Raw genomic sequence first — 16,812 nt, 5'->3', positions numbered from 1 at the left:
TATCCCAACTACTTCACTATCAAGGAGCTACCTCAATGGAAGCGGAAGCCGCAAGATACATTGGTGCCGGTCTGGCCTGCCTGGGCATGCTGGGTGCCGCCATCGGCGTGGGCAATATTTTCGGATCGTTCCTGCAAGGCGCGATGCGTAACCCGGCTGCAGCCCCGGCGCAGTTCGGCAATCTGATCTTCGGCTTCGCCGTGACGGAAGCCATGGGCATCTTCTCGCTGCTGATCGCCCTGCTGCTCCTGTTCGCGTTCTAGGAACCGGAAGCTATTCGGGACGGGTCTCGGCCCGTTCCAGACGGACCGACGCGCCTCTGCGGTTGACGCAGGGGCGCGTTATGGCGGTTCACAGGAGACCGGCACGCAATGGCACAACCGAGCCCACCTGCGGGATATGAAGACGCCGCCGCTGGCGTGTTCCCGCCCTTCGATCCGACATATTTCGCATCCCAGCTCTTCTGGCTGGCGATCAGCTTTGCCGTCCTCTACTTCCTGCTCTCACGCTGGTTGCTGCCGCGTATCGGCTCGACCATCGAAGAGCGTAAAGACCGCATTGCTGACGATCTCGATGCTGCCGCCAGCCTGAAAACACAGGCCGACGACGCGGTGAAGGCTTACGAAAAGTCTCTGGCCGATGCCCGCGCGAAAGCGCAGGCGGTGGGCGCAGAAGCCCGCGCAGAAGCCGAACGCGAAGCAGCCGCCGAAACCGCATCGATGGAGGCCGAGCTGGACCAGCGCCAGAGCGATGCCGAGGCGCGTATCGCCAAGGCCCGCAATGCGGCCCTGTCCGAAGTGCGCAATGTGGCGGCCGATGTTGCCAGCACGGTCACCGAGCACCTCGCCGGTCTGAAGGTGAAGCGCGAAGACGCTGAATCTGCCGTAGACGCGGTTCGCGGCCAGGAGGCAGCACGATGAGCTATCTTCTTCAGGACACGTCTTTCTGGGCCTTTATCGGCCTGGTCGCCTTCTTCGCCATTATCTGGCGTTTCGGCGTTCACAAGGCCATCGCCAAGGGCCTCGACAGCCGCGCCTATGCCATCCGCACCGAGCTGGATGAGGCACGCCGCCTGCGCGAGGAAGCCCAGGAAATGCTGGCCAAGTATGAGCGCCAGCAGCGCGATGCGGCCAGCGAAGCCGAAGAGATCGTGAAAAAGGCCAAGCTGGACGCCGAATTCATCCGCGAGAACGCCCGCAAGGAACTGGCCCAGCGTATCGAGCGCCGTACCGCCCTTGCCGAGCAGCGCATTGCACAGGCAGAGGCCCAGGCCGCCAAGGACGTGAAAGCGCTGGCCGCGGACATCGCGGTTGAGGCAGCGGCAAAGCTATTGTCAGAAAACCTCACCAAGACGCAGCGTAACGCGCTGGTGAAAGACGCCGCTGGCGAGCTGGCCGAACGGCTGAACTAGGGCCTGTACTCATATCACCGGATACGAAAACGGGGCCAATTGGCCCCGTTTTTTTTGCGCCTGAGGACTTTTTAGTCCTTCTCGCCAAACATGCGCTTTACCCGGTTCCAGACCGGCGGAAAGCGTTTCAGGAAGCCTGTCACGACCCCGTGGGCGGTGCGCGACGAGGCCGCCAGCAACAGGGCGGCGAGGATGAAGAGCGGAATGCCCAGCGGGATGGGCAGGAAGAAGAGCGGGATTGAAACCGCCATCAGGAACAGGCCCAGCGCAACGCCAATCGCGCGCAGCACGAGAACGATAATCCCGCCAATGCGGGATTTGCTGAACTCGTTGACTGCATCATTCATGACCAAAGCTGTCTCCCTGGGCGCGGAACGGACCCTCCCGCCATATGTGAGCCGCTGACCAGAGGCTGCAAGGCGGTCAGCAGCTGATTCCGGGCACGTGTTGCATTCTGGCGATCATCCGCATGCCAATTGTGGCGCAAATGCGGACGGCAGGCGGGCCTCGGCGCTCTTCTGTCGAATAACCCGCCCCGGCAAGGGCCGGTTCCCACATGGGTATACAACTCATCGCGATTGAGCCAGCTTGCGCCGCACGCCGATTGCCTGCCTCCAGCCGCTTCTATAGCGTCCGTTCAAGGCCAGATCTGGAGCCCGAATGCACGCAGCCATCATGCCGCTTCACGCATTGCAGTCCTTGCGGGCTGTGGCTGCGCTGCTTGTACTGGCCGGGCATGGCGCGCAGATCAGCGGGCGCTTCTTCGCCGAGCCGGTTACCAGCGGGCAGTGGACGCTGGGCTTTGCCGGTGTGGACCTGTTCTTCGTCATTTCAGGCTTCGTGATGGTCTACATCACGCAAGGCAAGCCGCGCGCAGATGTCCGCTTTATCGGGCGCTTTGCCTATGCGCGTTTCACCCGCATCTACCCGGTCTACTGGTTCTTCACCGCGCTCGCGCTGGCGGCCTACATATTCATCCCCGCCACACTGACCCGGGAGCTGGCCGATCTGCATATCTGGCAGTCCTTTACCCTGTGGCCGATAGAGAATGCGCTGCCAATCCTGCATGTGGGCTGGACGCTGACCCACGAGATGTATTTCTACGCGGTGTTCGCGCTGATCCTCGTCTTTCCGGAGCGCTGGCTTCCCGCCCTTCTGGCGGGCTGGGCCGCATGCGTGATTGCAGGCTCGCTGATGCTGGATGGCCTGCCTGCCATCGGCGCGCTGATAGTGAACCCACTAACGATAGAGTTCATTCTGGGCGCGCTGGCCGGCATGCTGATCTGTTCGGGCGAGAAACGCTTTGCCCGCACCGCCCTCGTGATCGCTGCACTGTGGCTGGCCGCCGCTGCGTGGCTGATATGGCCCGAGCACGCCGAAGCCTTCCCATCCGGCTGGGCGCGCGTTGCCGCCTTCGGTGCCCCTTCGGCATTGATCGTTTATGGCGCCGTCAGCCTGGAGATGCAGGGCAGGCTGAAACCGCCCGGCTGGCTGGTGATACTGGGGGACTGGTCATACGCGCTCTACCTCTCCCACCTGCTGGTCCTGTCAGCTCTGGTGCGGGTATGGGTGAGCGTCCTGCCAGATTTCGGACCGCTGGCGAATTTCGCCTTCCTCATCATGTCTCTGGTGGCATGCATCGCGGTGTCAGGCGCAGCGTTCCGCCTGCTGGAATATCCAGCCCTGAAAGCTACGCGAAAGCTGGGCGACCGCCTGTTTGAGGGGCCGCACCGCCAGAAGCGCGCACCGGCAGGCCATGAGGATCCGGACGTCCAGACAGGACAGACCGGATTCCCTGACCGGTAGCGCTATTCGGCCGCCTGCGGCTGGTCTTCGCTCTCCTGCCACACCAGCACCGGATTGCGGGCCGCGCGCGTCTCGTCGAGGCGCTTGACCGGGGCATGGACCGGAGCGGACGCGAAACGCGCCGTATCGCCGGATTTCGCCGCCTCTGCGAGGCCCTCCAGCACGTCGCAGAACCGGTCGAGGCCAGACTTGCTTTCGGTCTCGGTCGGCTCGATCAGCATCGCGCCATGCACGACCAGCGGGAAGTACATGGTCATCGGGTGATAGCCCTCATCGATCATGGCTTTGGCAAAGTCGAGCGTGGTGACGCCGGTATCTTTCAGGAAGCGGTCATCAAACAGCGCCTCGTGCATGCAGGTACCCTCAAAGGCGGGCGTCATCACATGCTTCAGGCGCGCCAGCACATAGTTGGCGTTGAGCACGGAATCTTCGGCCACCTGGCGCAGCCCGTCAGAGCCGTGGCTCATCATGTAGGAGAGCGCACGCGTGAACATGCCCATCTGGCCATGGAAGGCGACCATGCGGCCGAAGGGCTCGGCGCCGTCGGCGCGGGCCTCTGCCTCATGCTCGACCATGTGCCAGGTCTCGCCCTTCTGCACCACGTAAGGCACCGGCGCGAACGGGGCGAGCGCCTGCGAGAACACGGTCGGGCCAGAGCCGGGACCGCCGCCGCCATGGGGGGTGGAGAAGGTCTTGTGCAGATTGATGTGCATGGCGTCGATGCCAAGATCGCCGGGGCGCACGCGCCCCACAATGGCGTTGAAGTTCGCGCCATCGCAGTAGAAATACCCGCCTGCCTCGTGGATCAGATCGGCGATTTCCCTGATGTCACGCTCGAACAGGCCGCACGTATTGGGATTGGTCAGCATGATGCCGGCGACATCCGGCCCTAGCTTCGCCTTGAACGCTTCCATATCAACGCGGCCATCGGCATTGGCCGGGATTTCATCGCAATGGAAACCGCACTGAACGGCGGTGGCCGGGTTGGTGCCGTGCGCACTTTCAGGCACCAGCACGCGGCGGCGGCCGGTTTCGCCGCGCGCATCCAGCGCCGCGCGAATGGCCATCATGCCGCACAGCTCACCATGCGCACCGGCTTTGGGGCTCATCGCCACGCACGGCGTATTGGTCAGCGTCATCAGCCAGTGGGCCAGCTCGCCGATCAGCTCCAGCGCGCCCTGCACCGTCGATTGCGGCTGCAGCGGGTGGACATCGCCAAAGCCCGGCAGGCGCGCCATCTTCTCATTCAGGCGCGGATTATGCTTCATCGTGCACGAGCCGAGCGGATAAATGCCCAGATCGATCGCGTAATTCTTGCGACTGAGGCGCACATAATGGCGCATGGCTTCCGGCTCGGAGAGGCCGGGAAGGCCGATATCACTCTTGCGCTCCAATCCGCCAAGGCGCGTCTTCGTGCCTTTAAGTTCGGGAAAATCGACGCCGGTGAGGTCCGTGCGCCCGCGCTCGAAGATCAGCGGTTCGGCCTGATCGAGGCCGCGCGAGCCGGAGATAGTGTCGGCATAACCGCCCGTGGCGGCGTTTTCGTTCGGACGGGTGGGACGTCCCTGCTGGTTCATGGCCATGGGTTAAAGCACCTCTTTGAGGGCGGACGCGAAGAGCGCAATGTCGGCGTCAGTATTGGTTTCGGTGGCGGCGATGATGAGCCGGTCATCCAGCCCGCCATCGGGCCAGAGGCGGCTGGCCGGAACACCCGCCAGCACGCCCTTGGCGATCAGCGCCTCGGTAACGGCGGCGGCATTTTTCGGCAGCTTCACCGTGAACTCGTTGAAGAAGGCACCGGTCTCGACCGTGACGCCCGGCACACCGCCTAGCGCATCGGCCAGCTCCACCGCCCGCTCGTGATTGAGGGCGGCAAGGTGTTTGAGGCCCTTCTCGCCCAGCAGCGTCATGTGGATGGTGAAGGCTAGCGCCATCAGCCCGGAATTGGTGCAGATGTTCGACGTCGCACGGTCGCGGCGGATATGCTGCTCGCGCGTGGAAAGGGTGAGCACATAGCCACGCCGTCCATCGGCATCAATTGTTTCGCCCGCCAGACGGCCCGGCATGTTGCGTATGAAGCTCTTGTCATTGCGGCAGGCGAAAAGCCCCACATAAGGTCCGCCAAACTGCAGGCCGACCCCGATGGACTGGCCTTCGCCGACCACAATGTCCGCGCCCATCGCGCCGGGGCTTTCGATCAGGCCGAGCGAGACAATCTCGGTGAACACCGCGATCAGCAGCGCGCCCTTGGCGTGAGCTGCCTCGGCAATCGGGCGCAGATCATGGATGCCGCCAAACACGTCGGGGTTCTGCACCACGACGCAGGCGGTTTCCTCGTCGATCTGGCTGATGACATCATCCAGACCACCCGGCACCGGTGCGTCTGCGGCAACGTCGATATTCATGTAGCGCGCGAGCGTACGCGTCGCTTCGGCATAGTGCGGATGGAGATTGCCAGAGAGAACCGCGCGCGAGCGCTTGGTCACCCGCGCCGCCATCAGCACAGCCTCCGCGCACGCGGTCGAACCGTCATACATGGAGGCATTGGCCACATCCATGCCGGTCAGGCGCGCCACTTGGGTCTGGAACTCGAACAGGGTCTGCAGCGTGCCCTGGCTGATTTCCGGCTGGTAGGGCGTGTAGGCGGTGAGAAACTCCGAGCGCTGGATCAGATGATCCACGCTGGCCGGGATATGGTGCTTGTAAGCGCCCGCCCCCACGAAGAACGCCGTTTCGCTGGCAGCGACATTCTTCTTCGCCATGGCCGCAAAGGCGCGCTCCACCTCCAGCTCGGTCGCCCGGCGGGGCAGGTTTACCGGACCGTCGAGGCGCGCGGCCTGCGGCACATCGGCAAACAGCGCATCGACCGAGCTGACGCCGATGACGCCAAGCATTTCGGTGCGGTCTTCAGGGGTAAGCGGCAGATAGCGCATCAACCTCGCTCCAACTCTCTCATCAGGCCCGCCGTCTGGTGGGCATCGGGTTCAGGTTCGGCGTCCAGAAACGCCAGAACCCCGTCAAAATCCGTCCCAGCCTTGTTCTGGCTGAGTTTCTTCACCGCCGTCGCGCTGCTGACCGCCAGCCGAAGGCCGGTAATCCCGCGCAGCAGCGCATCGACATAGTCCTGCGGCGCGTCCGACACCGCCCAGGGCTCCGCCCGTCCGTCCTCGAACCGGCCCGTTAGCGCCTCCAGCAGCGCCCGAAGATCGTCCGCACCGTCAAAGGCTGTCAGGCGTCCATGGGCCTCGGCGGCCACATAGTTCCAGGTCGGCACCGCCCGGCCATGCTCGGCCTTGGACGGGTACGCCGACGCGCTGACATAGGCGTGCGGTCCTGAAAAGAGCGCGACAGCCTCAGCCCCGTCGCCTACCGCCTGCCAGACCGGATTGGCGCGGGACACATGGCCGAGCAGCGCGGTTACACACCCCTCGCGATCCCGCTCCAGCACGACCGGCGTGCGCGCCGTCACCAGCCCCTCAGCGCCGCTCGCCACGAACGTGGCGAAGGGATAGGCCGACATCACCGTCTCGGCCTCGGCCCGGTCCGTTACGGCAAACTGGCGGGGCGGATAGACCATCAGCGCAGAAACATCCCTAGCTGATGTGCTTGGCGTAGGCGGCTTCGTCCATCAGCCCGTCCAGCTCGCCCTTGTCGGCAATTTTCAGCTTCACGAACCAGCCACCGGCCAGCGGCTCGTCATTGACGATCTGGGGCGCGTCCTCGATGCCGTCATTGACTTCGATCACCTCGCCAGAGACCGGCGCATACACCTCGGCGGCGGTTTTCACCGAGTCCACCACGGCGATCTCGTCGCCCTTCTTGAAGCTCTTGCCGACGTCCGGCAGCTCCACGCTGATGACATCGCCGAGCTGTTCGGTCGCGTACTGGGTAATACCGATAAAGGCGACATCGCCCTCAAGGCGGACCCATTCATGGTCTTTGGTAAAGCGGGTGGTCATGGCGCAATCTCCTGTCACAGATGCGATAAATTGAAAAATCAGCCGCGATGGAAGCGGTGCGGCGTGAAGGGCAAGCTGGCAACTTCAGCCGCGCGCGGCTTGCCGCGCACCATCAGCTCCAGCGGCGTGCCGGGCTTGGCAAGGTCTGCGCGGACATAGCCCATGGCGACCGGCGCGCCAAAGCTGGGACCGAACCCGCCAGATGTCACCATGCCGACGACTTCGCCATCATGGACAATCTCGGCGCCTTCGCGCGCCGGCGACTTGTCGTGCGGCTTGATGCCGACGCGCTTCTGCGCCGGACCGTCCGCGATCTGTTTGAGGATTTTGGCCGCGCCCGGAAAGTCCGCGCGCTCGCGGCGCACCTTGGCGATGGCCCATGTGAGCGCTGCCTCGACTGGCGTGCGGTCCTCGTCCATGTCGTGGCCATAAAGGCAAAGCCCGGCTTCCAGCCGCAGACTGTCACGCGCGCCAAGACCAATCGGCTTCACCCGCTCATCAGACAGCAGCAGGCGCGCGATTCTCTCGGCCTTGTCTGCCGGAATCGAAATCTCAAACCCGTCCTCGCCCGTATAGCCAGAGCGCGAGGCGTAGATCTCCACCCCGTCCAGCGTGAACACGCCGCATTGCATGAAGACCAGCTTTGCCGCCTCCGGCACCAGCCCGGTGAACACAGCCGCCGCTGCGGGGCCCTGAAGGGCCAGCAGGGCGCGATCCGCAAGCTCGGTAAGGGTGGTGCCCCGCCCGGCGAAGCCAGCGCGCATATGAGCGAAATCCTTGCCCTTGGTGCCAGCATTGACGACAGCGAAAATCCCGCCATCCGCGCCAAAGGGCCGCGAGACCATGAGATCGTCCATGATCCCGCCCTCGGCATTCAGGAGGAGTGTGTATTTCTGCTCGCCAGCGCCGAGCACCGAGAGATCTGCCGTAATCAGCGCTTCCAGCGCGGCTTCATCGCCGGTGATGTGCGCCTGCCCCATGTGGGAAACGTCAAACAGGCCGGCCTGATTCCGGGTGTGCAGATGCTCGGACATGATGCCGGCCGGGTACTGCACCGGCATGGCATAGCCAGCGAACTCGACCATGCGCGCGCCAAGCTCGACATGCAGGTCATAAAGCGGGGTTTTGAGAAGGTCTGCTGTGTCGGCCATGGGTCACGAAATCCTGAACGCGGGTTTGCAATCACTGCCGTGCGCGAGTTGCCTCGCGTGGCAGCCCTGCCCCCGCTGTCTCGTGACCTGAGAGATTCCCGCTGCAACGGGGCTGACCCCACGTGCCGCTTGCTCCTTCGGTGGGATGCTGCCCTAAGGCAAAATCCTCTTTCCAGCGTCGGCGATCCCAGCGGTCCTGCGGCCTGAGCGTTTCCGGGGCGGTTGCGCCTTCGGCGCCGGCATCTTCGGCCGGTCTCTCCCGCTTGGGTGCCTTATGTCGAACGGGTCTCCCCGGTCGCTGCGCAAACTAGAGCGGCACGCGCGTGAGTCAATCGGGGGGAGCGGAGGAAACGCCCTACATCCGCTCCGGTGCTTCAATACCGATCAGGGAGAGGCCAAGCTCCAGCTGCTTCAGCGTCAGCGCGGCGAGGCCAAGGCGCGAGCGGCGCACAGCCTCGTCCTTTTCAGGCAGAATCGGACAAGCCGCATAGAAGCTGGAAAACGCCTGCGAGAGGCCATAGACGTGCTCGCAGATATGGTTCGGCGCGCGGTCATCATGGGCGCGCATTAACGCACCGTGGAAGCCGTCGAGCCGGCGCACCAGAGCAGCCTCTTCCGGCGCAGAGATGTTGATCTCGCCCGGCTCCAGCCCTTCGCCAGCGGCCTTCCTCATCAGGGATTTGATGCGCACGGCCTGATAGAGCAGGTAAGGCCCGGTCTTGCCCTCGAAGGACACAAACCGGTCCATCTCGAAAATGTAATTCGTGGTGCGGTAGTTCTGCAGATCGGCAAACTTGATCGCCGCATTGGCGACCTTGCGGGCCACATCTTCCAGCGCGCCTGCATCCAGCGTTTCGCCAAGCCCGGCTTCGGCCAGGCGCGCACGCGCACGCTCGCGCGCTTCACCGATCAGATCTGCCAGCCGGAACGTGCCACCGGCGCGGGTACGCAGGCGCTTGCCGTCCGAGCCATTGACCGTCCCGAATTTCACATGCTCCAGCCCGCCCTCGCTGGCGAGACCCGCCTTCACGGCGGCGCGGAAGACCTGCTCGAAATGATCCGACTGGCCGAGATCCACCACGTAGAGGATCAGATCAGGATCAATGCTTTCGCGTCGGTCGAGGATGGTGGCGAGGTCCGTCGTCGCGTAGAGCGCGGAGCCCTGCGAGCTGACGAGGATGAGGGGAGCAAGCTCCTTCTTGTCGTCCTCGCGCGCCACGCGCACGATCCATGCGCCTTCGGATTCTTCCGCCACGCCGCGCGCCTTGAAATCCTCCACTAGTCCGGGGATCAGATCATTGACGTCGCTCTCGCCCTTCCACAGGTCGAAATGCACGCCGAGCGCGGAGAAATCCTCCTTCAGTGCGGCAATCGACACATTGATGAAGTGGCGCAGCAGGGCGCGATAGCCCGCACGCCCCGCCTGCAGCTCGGCCGTGGCCTTGCGCGAGCGCTCCTGCCGGGCCGGGTCTTCCTTGCCCTTGGCACTGGCCTGCGGGTAGAGCCGGGCCAGGTCTTCGATGGTCACGGGTGCATCAGCCGGATACGGGCCGGTAAAGCTGGCATCGAAATAGGGCAGATCCGGCTGCTCATCCTCCAGCTCGGTGATGAGCTGGCCCATCTGCAGGCCCCAGTCGCCTAAGTGGATGTCGCTGGTCACCTCATGGCCGAGAAAGCGCATCAGGCGTTGCAGGCTGTCGCCAATGACCGAGGAGCGTAAGTGGCCGACATGCATGGGCTTGGCGACATTGGGACCGCCAAAATCGATCATCACCTTGAGCGGGGCGTCCACTTGCCCCGCGCCCGTGCGCTCATCGGCGCTGATCGCGCGTGCCCGCGCGGTGTAAAGCTGCGCCGATGGCGTGATATTCAGGAAGCCCGGCCCGGCTATTTCGATATCGAGATCAGGGGCGGTGGCGGCGAGATGCGCCTTCACCCCCTCCGCAATAGCGCGCGGCGGCTTGCCCGCCTGCTTGGCGGCTGCCAGCGCGCCATTGCACTGATAGGGCGCCAGATCGGGACGGTCGCTCTCCGACACCCGGCCCAGCGCCGGATCAAGTTCCATAACAGCAAAGGCATCGCCCAGCAGGGCGCTGAGCTGATCGGCAAGACGGGTCATGGCGGTCCAGAATTATTCGACAGGGACGCGGAAACGCAGGCCGGAGCGGTTGAATTCAACCTGTTCGGCAGTCAGTTCAAACCCGACAATGACTTCAAAATTGGAGCCGGATGTTGACGCTTCTGCACGCGGAATGGTGATTGAACCGATTTCCTCGGTGAGTTCGACCCGGTCTTCCCCTGGCGGGAAGCGCACCGTGATCGGGAAGACCTGACGCTCGATCACCGCACGGTCGGTGCGCGTCACGGCGACAAAATAATGATAGGTTTTCTCACTGCCTTGCGCGGCCGCACCGCGGCCGAAGGCAAAGCGGATGGCCATCTGCATGTCGATGGGTGACGCGCTGCTGTCAGTGTAGGTGCAGGCACTGCGCACATTAAGCACCTCGCCGGTAAAGCCGACATTGCGCAGAACACGCTCCTCGCCGCTGAACTCCACCAGACGGTGGGCATCATACAGCGACAACGCATTGGGACACGGCCCCGGATTGGGCTGCGGTCCGTCGAAGCGGTCCCGCACGCTCTGGCATCCGGTCAGGACAAGGGCGGCGGCAAATACAGCGGCGATTGAGCGCATGGGGTCTCCCGAAGAACCAGTTCATCACCATGTTGCAGACACGGGGCAGTACGGGTTACGGGCGCGCCGGACTCTGCTACACCCCCTAGTGTCTAAGCCCTGCACTGCGCGAGAGCAACGCCGACGCGCCATTGCTACTGAGGAAAACCGTGAGCACGTTGCCGCCCCTCCACATACTGCTTGCCGCGCCGCGCGGGTTCTGCGCCGGTGTGGACCGGGCCATCCAGATCGTGGAGCGCGCGCTGGAGCGCTATGGCGCGCCGGTCTATGTGCGCCACGAGATCGTCCACAACAAGCATGTGGTGAACCGGCTCAAAGCCATGGGCGCGGTCTTCGTCAAGGAGCTGGACGAATGCCCTGACGACCGCCCTGTCGTCTTCTCCGCCCACGGCGTTCCCAAACGCGTGCCGGAGACGGCCAGGGCCCGCAACATGCTCTATGTGGACGCCACCTGCCCGCTGGTTTCCAAAGTGCATGTGGAAGCGAGCCGCCATCACAGGAACGGGCTGGAGATAGTGCTGATCGGCCATGCCGGACACCCTGAAGTGATCGGCACGATGGGTCAGTTGCCCGAAGGCGCGATCCACCTGATCGAGACGGTGGAAGAGGCGCAAAGCTTCACGCCGCGCGATCCGCAAAAGCTCGCTTACGTGACGCAGACCACCCTGTCGGTGGACGATACTGCCGCCATTGTGGAGGCATTGCAGGCGCGCTTTCCCGCCATGGCCGCGCCCCACAAGGAAGATATCTGCTACGCCACCACCAACCGGCAGGAAGCGGTGAAAGCCCTCGCCCCGCGCTCGGACCTCGTGCTGGTGGTCGGCGCGCCGAACTCGTCCAACTCGGTGCGGCTGGTGGAGGTCGCCAAGCGCGCAGGCGCCAAAAATGCCCGCCTTGTGCAGAGCGCCGCTGACCTTGACCGCAGCTGGTTTGATGACGTGGAGACGCTGGGCGTCAGCGCGGGTGCGTCTGCGCCTGAAGAACTGGTCGAGGACGTCCTCACCCAGCTGGCCGGCTTTCGCAAACTGACCATCGCCGAAGTGCGCGTCGCCAGCGAGGACGTGGTGTTCAAACTGCCACGCGAGGTGGCGTGATGGGCGAGAACAAGACCCAGCCGGAAAAGCGGTCTGTTGAGGCCTTCCTTGCCAGCATCGAACCGGATACAAAGCGCGAGGAAGCGCGTCGGCTAGATGCGCTGTTCCGCAAGGTCACCGGCTTCGAACCAGTAATGTGGGGCGCCTCCATGGTGGGCTATGGCCGCTATCACTACCGCTATGAGAGCGGACGTGAAGGCGATTTCTTCGCCACGGGGTTTTCACCCCGCAAGGCCCAGCACTCCATCTATATCATGCCGGGTTACGCCGATTACAGCGCCATTTTGGACCGGCTAGGAAAGCATTCCATGGGCAAGTCCTGCCTCTATGTGAAGCGCCTCACCGATATCGATATGAACGTGCTGGGGGAGCTGATCGCGGCAGGCCTGAAAGACCTTGATACGCAGTGGACGGTGCATGCGCGATGACCCGATCTCCGAAACAGACCGTGCTCGCCTGGGTCGACGCGTTCAACGCGGCCGATATCGACGCCTTGATGGCGTGCTACGCAGACGGGGCGGTCAACCATCAGATCGCGTACGGCCCGCTGGAAGGCAAGGCGGCGATCCGCGCGCTGTTCGAAATGGAATTCGCCCGCGCCAAGATGGTCTGCCAGATTGAAAATCTGTTGGAGGACGGGGAGTGGGCCATTCTTGAGTGGTCTGATCCTTTGGGGCTTCGCGGTTGCGGGTTCTTCCATGTCAAGGACGGTCTGATCCTTCACCAGCGCGGCTATTTCGACCGGCTGAGCTTTTTCGAGGCACAAGGACTGCCGCTCGAGCAGGCACTCAAGGCGTGAGCAGCCTCATCACCATCCACACAGACGGCGCGTGTTCGGGAAACCCCGGTCCCGGCGGCTGGGGCGCGCTGCTGGAATGGAAGGGCCATGAAAAAGAGCTGTTTGGCGGGGAGGCCGACAGCACCAATAACCGCATGGAGCTCAAAGCCGCCATCGAGGCGCTGAATGCGCTCAAGCGCCCCTCGAATGTCCGCCTCGTCACCGACAGTGTCTATGTGCGCGACGGTGTGACGAAATGGATTCATGGCTGGAAGAAGAATGGCTGGAAAACGGCCGCCAAGAAGCCGGTGAAGAATGCCGATCTCTGGCAGGCGCTGGATGAAGCCACGAAGCGCCACTCCATCGAATGGGTGTGGGTGAAGGGCCATAATGGCGATCCGGGCAATGAGCGTGCCGACGCGCTCGCCAGGGCGGGCATTGCGGCGCTGAAGGGTGAGGCGGACACCCCCGCCCCTTGACCTTGCGCCCTTGAGGGGCGACAGAGCGCGCTACCCCCGTGACGGATAAAGAGGCGCGCTGATGATCCCCCGCTATACCCGGCCTGAAATGGAAGCGATCTGGAGCCCGCAGAGCCGCTACCGCATCTGGTTCGAGATCGAGGCGCACGCCACCGACAAGCTGGCAGAGCTGGGCGTGGTCCCTGCCTCTGCCGCCAGGGCCGTGTGGAAAGCCAAGGACATGGAGTTTGACGTCGCGCGCATTGATGAGATCGAGCGCGAGGTGAAGCACGATGTCATCGCCTTCCTCACCCACCTCTCCGAGTTGGTGGGCGAGGAGGCCCGCTTCGTCCATCAGGGGCTCACCAGCTCCGACGTGCTCGACACCTGCCTTGCCGTGCAGCTGACCCGCGCCAGCGATCTCCTGCTGGAGGGGATGGACCGGGTGCTGGCGGCGCTGAAAAAGCGCGCGCTGGAGCACAAGATGACGGTCTGCATCGGGCGCAGTCACGGCATCCATGCCGAGCCGACCACGATGGGTCTGAAATTTGCGCGCTTCCATGCCGAGTTTGCCCGTAACCGCGAGCGTCTGGTGCGGGCGCGCGAGGAAGTGGCAACTTGCGCCATTTCGGGCGCCATCGGCACGTTCGCTAATGTCGACCCGGCGGTGGAAGCCCATGTCGCCGAGAAGCTGGGCCTCACCGTCGAACCCATCTCCACGCAGGTTATCCCGCGCGACCGGCATGCGAATTTCTTCGCCGTGCTGGGCCTGATCGCGTCGGCCATCGAGAACATCGCGGTGGAGGTGCGCCACCTCCAGCGCTCTGAAGTGCGCGAGGCGCAGGAATACTTCTCGCCGGGGCAGAAGGGCTCCTCGGCCATGCCGCACAAGCGCAACCCGATCCTGACCGAGAATCTGACCGGGCTTGCGCGCCTCGTGCGCTCCGCCGTCACGCCCGCCATGGAGAACGTTGCCCTGTGGCATGAGCGCGATATCTCGCACTCATCGGTCGAGCGCGGCATCGGGCCGGACGCCACCGTGCATCTCGACTTTGCCCTGCACCGCACCGCCTCGATGATTGAAGGCCTGATCGTGCATGCCGACCGCTGCCGGGAGAATCTGGAAGCCCATGGCGGCATCCATAATTCCCAGCGCGTACTGCTGGCACTGACCCAGGCCGGGGCCAGCCGCGAGGACTCCTATCGCGTCGTCCAGCGCAATGGCATGAAAACCTGGGATGAGGGCGGCAGGCTCGCCGATCACCTCAAAGCCGACAGCGAAGTCACCGCCCTGCTAAGCCCGGCGCAAATCGATGCCTGCTTTGACGAGGCGTATCACCTCAAGCATGTCGACACGATCTTCGCGCGGGTGTTCGGGTAACCAATCCGGAACACTCGTCCCCCTCTGCCCGTTAACAGGGTGGAGGAGCACATGCCCGAATGGCTCAACGATGCAGGACCGCCCGGCGATATGCTGGAGAGCCTGATGCGGCTGGGACTGGCGGCGCTCGCAGGCGCCGTAATCGGGATCGAGCGCGAGCGCCCGCACCGGCACGTGGGGCTGCGCACCAACATGCTGGTGGCGTTGGCAGCCTGCCTTTTTACCCTGCTGGCTTTCCAGATTGCCATCTCGATGGGTGATGACGAGGCAGGAATCCAGGCCGATCCGGTTCGCGTCATCGAGGCCGTCACTGCGGGCGTCGCCTTCATCGCCGCCGGTGCCATCATTCGCGCTGGCAAGGATATTCACGGCGTTACCACCGCTGCGGCCCTGTGGCTGTCAGGCGCAGTCGGCGTGGCATTTGGTGCCGGTGCATTCGGCATAGGCGGCGGCGCCGTCTTACTGGCGCTGATCGTGCTTACAGTGCTGGTGTCGCTGGAACGCCATGTGCTGGGAAGTAAAGCGCCGCCAGCGCGTGATGATGATGGCGGCTAGCCGACTGCACCCGCCCAGACCGGCCATTGCTTTGGTGTGACTGGTGCCTCTCGCGCGTGCGCACGCCATGAACACAGCTGCGTGAGCCGGGCTGAACCCCACTGGCCAATATGGTAATTTTCCCTTGGTTGCGGCTCCGCAACCAGAGGGGGGAAGGTGGCTGTATGCGGGCAAAATCAGGTTTGGCCCTCTGCGTCGGGCTGGCAATTTTCTGCTCCGGCGTCGCGAACACTGTGCCGTTGGCCACCGCGAGGGGCGTGCAGGAAGCACTCGTTACGATCCCCATGCAGCGCGGCCATGACAATCATTACACCATAGAGGTCTCACTTGGCCGGACTGTCTCCTTCCTCGGATCTCCTGAGGCCTGCCGGCTGCCATTCATCGTGGATACGGGCGCTAACCAGACCGGCGTGCCGCGCCTGATTGCCAACCAGCTTATTACAGACCGGGACATAATTTTCGATCAGACCGGGCATGCGGTTACAGGCCCGTTCGATACCGGCCTCTTCGTGATCGACCATCTTGACTTCGGTCTGGGGCCGCGCGCGGTCGAAGTGGCCGTGTTCCGCGAGCACGACGAAACGGTCCTCAGCGCCGCAGGCATTCTGGGTTCAAACGCATTCCGCGACGAGATCATTGTCCTCGATTATCCCGCCTTGGAACTTCGCTTGATGCCTCAAACCGCCTCAATGGCCGGTATGACGCTCCATTTCGAAGACGGGCTCATCGCTGGCGAGGGCCGGATACGCGGCGTACCCGATCCGGTCCGCGTGTTTGTGGATACCGGGGCCAATGCGTCGATCGTCAACAGGGCTCTGGTCCGGCAACACCGCACCGCCCGTCTTGGCATTGCGGCCAATATTGACGGCGTGGCCAGCCGCATCGTCACGCGCGGTGAATTGCGTCACCTTTTCGGTGGCGTCCAGCTCAGTGAGCTGTGTGCAGGCACCTTCCAGATCACCGTGTCCGATGTCTATTTCTTTGACCGGTTGGGATTGATAGACGAACCGGCCATCCTTCTAGGCATGGATGTGCTCCGCCACGCACGCATCACCGTGGATTACGGCTCTCGATCAGCGAGGATCGAGGGCGTGGACAACTGGAGCTGTCAGACGGGCCGGTGACGCCGGACGGGTCCGTGCGTGCCTACTCGGCCTGAATTTGCGCGCGGGCCAAATCGAGCAGCCGCGTCATCTCGTGGCGCAGCTCGATGTCGGAGACCGCGACGCCCTTGGCATCGAAATCCTTGCGCACCTTGCGGAACACATCCTCATCGCCCACTTCCTCGAAATCGGCAGCGATCACCTCTTTGGCGTAGCTTTCAGCGTCATCGCCCGCCAGGCCCAGCTTCTCAGCCGCCCACAGGCCCAGAAGGCGGTTGCGGCGCGCACCGGCCTTGAATTCCAGCTCCTGCTCGCGCGCATAGCGGTTTTCGTGAGCCTTTTCGCGATCATCAAAGCCGGACATTGGGTGTTTCCTGTAACAGATGGAACGGGGAGTGTTTGATCCCATGGGTATCGCGCC

General features: G+C 63.6%; 20 protein-coding genes and 2 riboswitches. Of the genes, 11 read left to right on the top strand and 9 right to left on the bottom strand.

Annotation, left to right across the window (positions count from 1 at the left end; all coding sequences use genetic code 11):
* Nucleotides 1–35 precede the first annotated feature (35 nt).
* From AB6B38_RS02475 to AB6B38_RS02465, 3 genes are all read left to right on the top strand, one after another.
* Entirely contained in the window at nucleotides 36–263 is a 228-nt protein-coding gene (locus AB6B38_RS02475) for a F0F1 ATP synthase subunit C (protein WP_371394125.1), read from the top strand.
* Between the two features lie 108 nt (nucleotides 264–371).
* Entirely contained in the window at nucleotides 372–920 is a 549-nt protein-coding gene (locus tag AB6B38_RS02470) for a F0F1 ATP synthase subunit B (protein WP_371394124.1), read from the top strand.
* Nucleotides 917–1,411, top strand: coding sequence for a F0F1 ATP synthase subunit B (locus AB6B38_RS02465; protein WP_371394123.1), 495 nt, complete (start codon nucleotides 917–919; stop codon nucleotides 1,409–1,411). Before AB6B38_RS02470 ends, AB6B38_RS02465 begins: the two co-directional genes overlap by 4 nt.
* A gap of 71 nt (nucleotides 1,412–1,482) precedes the next feature.
* Here AB6B38_RS02465 and AB6B38_RS02460 read toward each other — a convergent pair whose 3' ends face one another.
* Nucleotides 1,483–1,758, bottom strand: a complete 276-nt coding sequence (locus tag AB6B38_RS02460; protein ID WP_371394122.1) for a hypothetical protein — start codon at nucleotides 1,756–1,758, stop codon at nucleotides 1,483–1,485.
* A gap of 313 nt (nucleotides 1,759–2,071) precedes the next feature.
* Between AB6B38_RS02460 and AB6B38_RS02455 the strand changes: the two genes are divergently transcribed.
* Nucleotides 2,072–3,217: an acyltransferase family protein gene (locus AB6B38_RS02455; RefSeq protein WP_371394121.1), complete on the top strand. Its 1,146-nt coding sequence runs from the start codon at nucleotides 2,072–2,074 to the stop codon at nucleotides 3,215–3,217.
* A gap of 2 nt (nucleotides 3,218–3,219) precedes the next feature.
* Here AB6B38_RS02455 and gcvPB read toward each other — a convergent pair whose 3' ends face one another.
* The 7 genes from gcvPB to AB6B38_RS02420 all read right to left on the bottom strand — a co-directional run bounded on the left by gcvPB (nucleotide 3,220) and on the right by AB6B38_RS02420 (nucleotide 11,022).
* Nucleotides 3,220–4,800 (bottom strand): aminomethyl-transferring glycine dehydrogenase subunit GcvPB, encoded by a 1,581-nt coding sequence (gcvPB, locus tag AB6B38_RS02450; protein ID WP_371394119.1) that lies wholly within the window; start codon nucleotides 4,798–4,800, stop codon nucleotides 3,220–3,222.
* Nucleotides 4,801–4,803: 3 nt separating this feature from the next.
* The gene (gcvPA, locus tag AB6B38_RS02445; protein WP_371394118.1) at nucleotides 4,804–6,150 is read right to left on the bottom strand and encodes an aminomethyl-transferring glycine dehydrogenase subunit GcvPA; all 1,347 of its coding nucleotides are present in this window, start codon (nucleotides 6,148–6,150) and stop codon (nucleotides 4,804–4,806) included.
* Complete coding sequence (locus tag AB6B38_RS02440) at nucleotides 6,150–6,794, bottom strand: FMN-binding negative transcriptional regulator (protein ID WP_371394117.1); 645 nt, start codon at nucleotides 6,792–6,794, stop codon at nucleotides 6,150–6,152. Before AB6B38_RS02440 ends, gcvPA begins: the two co-directional genes overlap by 1 nt.
* Before the next feature lie 16 nt (nucleotides 6,795–6,810).
* A complete protein-coding gene (gene gcvH / locus AB6B38_RS02435; RefSeq protein WP_371394116.1) occupies nucleotides 6,811–7,176 on the bottom strand; it encodes a glycine cleavage system protein GcvH in 366 nt (121 codons plus the stop codon).
* A gap of 38 nt (nucleotides 7,177–7,214) precedes the next feature.
* Entirely contained in the window at nucleotides 7,215–8,327 is a 1,113-nt protein-coding gene (gcvT, locus tag AB6B38_RS02430) for a glycine cleavage system aminomethyltransferase GcvT (RefSeq protein WP_371394114.1), read from the bottom strand.
* A 65-nt stretch (nucleotides 8,328–8,392) separates the two neighbouring features.
* A riboswitch (glycine riboswitch) is annotated at nucleotides 8,393–8,508 on the bottom strand.
* Nucleotides 8,509–8,599, bottom strand: a riboswitch (glycine riboswitch). It lies immediately after the preceding riboswitch.
* Between the two features lie 83 nt (nucleotides 8,600–8,682).
* On the bottom strand, nucleotides 8,683–10,446 hold the full coding sequence (gene argS, locus AB6B38_RS02425; RefSeq protein WP_371394113.1) for an arginine--tRNA ligase: 1,764 nt from the start codon (nucleotides 10,444–10,446) through the stop codon (nucleotides 8,683–8,685).
* A gap of 12 nt (nucleotides 10,447–10,458) precedes the next feature.
* Entirely contained in the window at nucleotides 10,459–11,022 is a 564-nt protein-coding gene (locus AB6B38_RS02420) for a hypothetical protein (RefSeq protein ID WP_371394112.1), read from the bottom strand.
* A 149-nt stretch (nucleotides 11,023–11,171) separates the two neighbouring features.
* Between AB6B38_RS02420 and ispH the strand changes: the two genes are divergently transcribed.
* From ispH to AB6B38_RS02385, 7 genes are all read left to right on the top strand, one after another.
* Nucleotides 11,172–12,116 carry a 4-hydroxy-3-methylbut-2-enyl diphosphate reductase gene (ispH, locus tag AB6B38_RS02415; protein ID WP_371394110.1) on the top strand — a complete coding sequence of 315 codons (945 nt, stop codon included), beginning with the start codon at nucleotides 11,172–11,174 and terminating at the stop codon, nucleotides 12,114–12,116.
* Nucleotides 12,116–12,544 (top strand): DUF1801 domain-containing protein, encoded by a 429-nt coding sequence (locus AB6B38_RS02410; protein WP_371394109.1) that lies wholly within the window; start codon nucleotides 12,116–12,118, stop codon nucleotides 12,542–12,544. Before ispH ends, AB6B38_RS02410 begins: the two co-directional genes overlap by 1 nt.
* Nucleotides 12,541–12,915 (top strand): nuclear transport factor 2 family protein, encoded by a 375-nt coding sequence (locus AB6B38_RS02405; RefSeq protein WP_371394108.1) that lies wholly within the window; start codon nucleotides 12,541–12,543, stop codon nucleotides 12,913–12,915. The genes AB6B38_RS02410 and AB6B38_RS02405 overlap by 4 nt, the downstream gene beginning before the upstream one ends.
* Nucleotides 12,912–13,373, top strand: a complete 462-nt coding sequence (gene rnhA / locus AB6B38_RS02400; protein ID WP_371394107.1) for a ribonuclease HI — start codon at nucleotides 12,912–12,914, stop codon at nucleotides 13,371–13,373. Before AB6B38_RS02405 ends, rnhA begins: the two co-directional genes overlap by 4 nt.
* Nucleotides 13,374–13,434: 61 nt before the next feature.
* The gene (purB, locus tag AB6B38_RS02395; RefSeq protein WP_371394106.1) at nucleotides 13,435–14,733 is read left to right on the top strand and encodes an adenylosuccinate lyase; all 1,299 of its coding nucleotides are present in this window, start codon (nucleotides 13,435–13,437) and stop codon (nucleotides 14,731–14,733) included.
* A gap of 51 nt (nucleotides 14,734–14,784) precedes the next feature.
* Complete coding sequence (locus AB6B38_RS02390) at nucleotides 14,785–15,288, top strand: MgtC/SapB family protein (protein ID WP_371394105.1); 504 nt, start codon at nucleotides 14,785–14,787, stop codon at nucleotides 15,286–15,288.
* Between the two features lie 239 nt (nucleotides 15,289–15,527).
* Nucleotides 15,528–16,412, top strand: a complete 885-nt coding sequence (locus tag AB6B38_RS02385; RefSeq protein WP_371394104.1) for an aspartyl protease family protein — start codon at nucleotides 15,528–15,530, stop codon at nucleotides 16,410–16,412.
* A 22-nt stretch (nucleotides 16,413–16,434) separates the two neighbouring features.
* On the opposite strand, the gene AB6B38_RS02380 is transcribed toward AB6B38_RS02385, so the two are convergent.
* Nucleotides 16,435–16,755 (bottom strand): DUF1476 domain-containing protein, encoded by a 321-nt coding sequence (locus tag AB6B38_RS02380; RefSeq protein WP_371394103.1) that lies wholly within the window; start codon nucleotides 16,753–16,755, stop codon nucleotides 16,435–16,437.
* Nucleotides 16,756–16,812 lie beyond the last annotated feature (57 nt).

The sequence above is a fragment of the Glycocaulis abyssi genome (assembly GCF_041429775.1).
Lineage (GTDB): Bacteria > Pseudomonadota > Alphaproteobacteria > Caulobacterales > Maricaulaceae > Glycocaulis > Glycocaulis abyssi.
This window is presented reverse-complemented; position numbering and strand designations above follow the sequence as displayed.

Excerpts from the sequence above, each read along its gene's own strand:
- AB6B38_RS02475 (WP_371394125.1), top strand. The coding sequence starts at position 36 with ATGGAAGCGGAAGCCGCAAGATACATTGGTGCCGGTCTGGCCTGCCTG.
- AB6B38_RS02470 (WP_371394124.1), top strand. The coding sequence starts at position 372 with ATGGCACAACCGAGCCCACCTGCGGGATATGAAGACGCCGCCGCTGGC.
- AB6B38_RS02465 (WP_371394123.1), top strand. The coding sequence starts at position 917 with ATGAGCTATCTTCTTCAGGACACGTCTTTCTGGGCCTTTATCGGCCTG.
- AB6B38_RS02460 (WP_371394122.1), bottom strand. The coding sequence starts at position 1,758 with ATGAATGATGCAGTCAACGAGTTCAGCAAATCCCGCATTGGCGGGATT.
- AB6B38_RS02455 (WP_371394121.1), top strand. The coding sequence starts at position 2,072 with ATGCACGCAGCCATCATGCCGCTTCACGCATTGCAGTCCTTGCGGGCT.
- gcvPB (WP_371394119.1), bottom strand. The coding sequence starts at position 4,800 with ATGGCCATGAACCAGCAGGGACGTCCCACCCGTCCGAACGAAAACGCC.
- gcvPA (WP_371394118.1), bottom strand. The coding sequence starts at position 6,150 with ATGCGCTATCTGCCGCTTACCCCTGAAGACCGCACCGAAATGCTTGGC.
- AB6B38_RS02440 (WP_371394117.1), bottom strand. The coding sequence starts at position 6,794 with ATGGTCTATCCGCCCCGCCAGTTTGCCGTAACGGACCGGGCCGAGGCC.
- gcvH (WP_371394116.1), bottom strand. The coding sequence starts at position 7,176 with ATGACCACCCGCTTTACCAAAGACCATGAATGGGTCCGCCTTGAGGGC.
- gcvT (WP_371394114.1), bottom strand. The coding sequence starts at position 8,327 with ATGGCCGACACAGCAGACCTTCTCAAAACCCCGCTTTATGACCTGCAT.
- argS (WP_371394113.1), bottom strand. The coding sequence starts at position 10,446 with ATGACCCGTCTTGCCGATCAGCTCAGCGCCCTGCTGGGCGATGCCTTT.
- AB6B38_RS02420 (WP_371394112.1), bottom strand. The coding sequence starts at position 11,022 with ATGCGCTCAATCGCCGCTGTATTTGCCGCCGCCCTTGTCCTGACCGGA.
- AB6B38_RS02410 (WP_371394109.1), top strand. The coding sequence starts at position 12,116 with ATGGGCGAGAACAAGACCCAGCCGGAAAAGCGGTCTGTTGAGGCCTTC.
- AB6B38_RS02405 (WP_371394108.1), top strand. The coding sequence starts at position 12,541 with ATGACCCGATCTCCGAAACAGACCGTGCTCGCCTGGGTCGACGCGTTC.
- purB (WP_371394106.1), top strand. The coding sequence starts at position 13,435 with ATGATCCCCCGCTATACCCGGCCTGAAATGGAAGCGATCTGGAGCCCG.
- AB6B38_RS02390 (WP_371394105.1), top strand. The coding sequence starts at position 14,785 with ATGCCCGAATGGCTCAACGATGCAGGACCGCCCGGCGATATGCTGGAG.
- AB6B38_RS02380 (WP_371394103.1), bottom strand. The coding sequence starts at position 16,755 with ATGTCCGGCTTTGATGATCGCGAAAAGGCTCACGAAAACCGCTATGCG.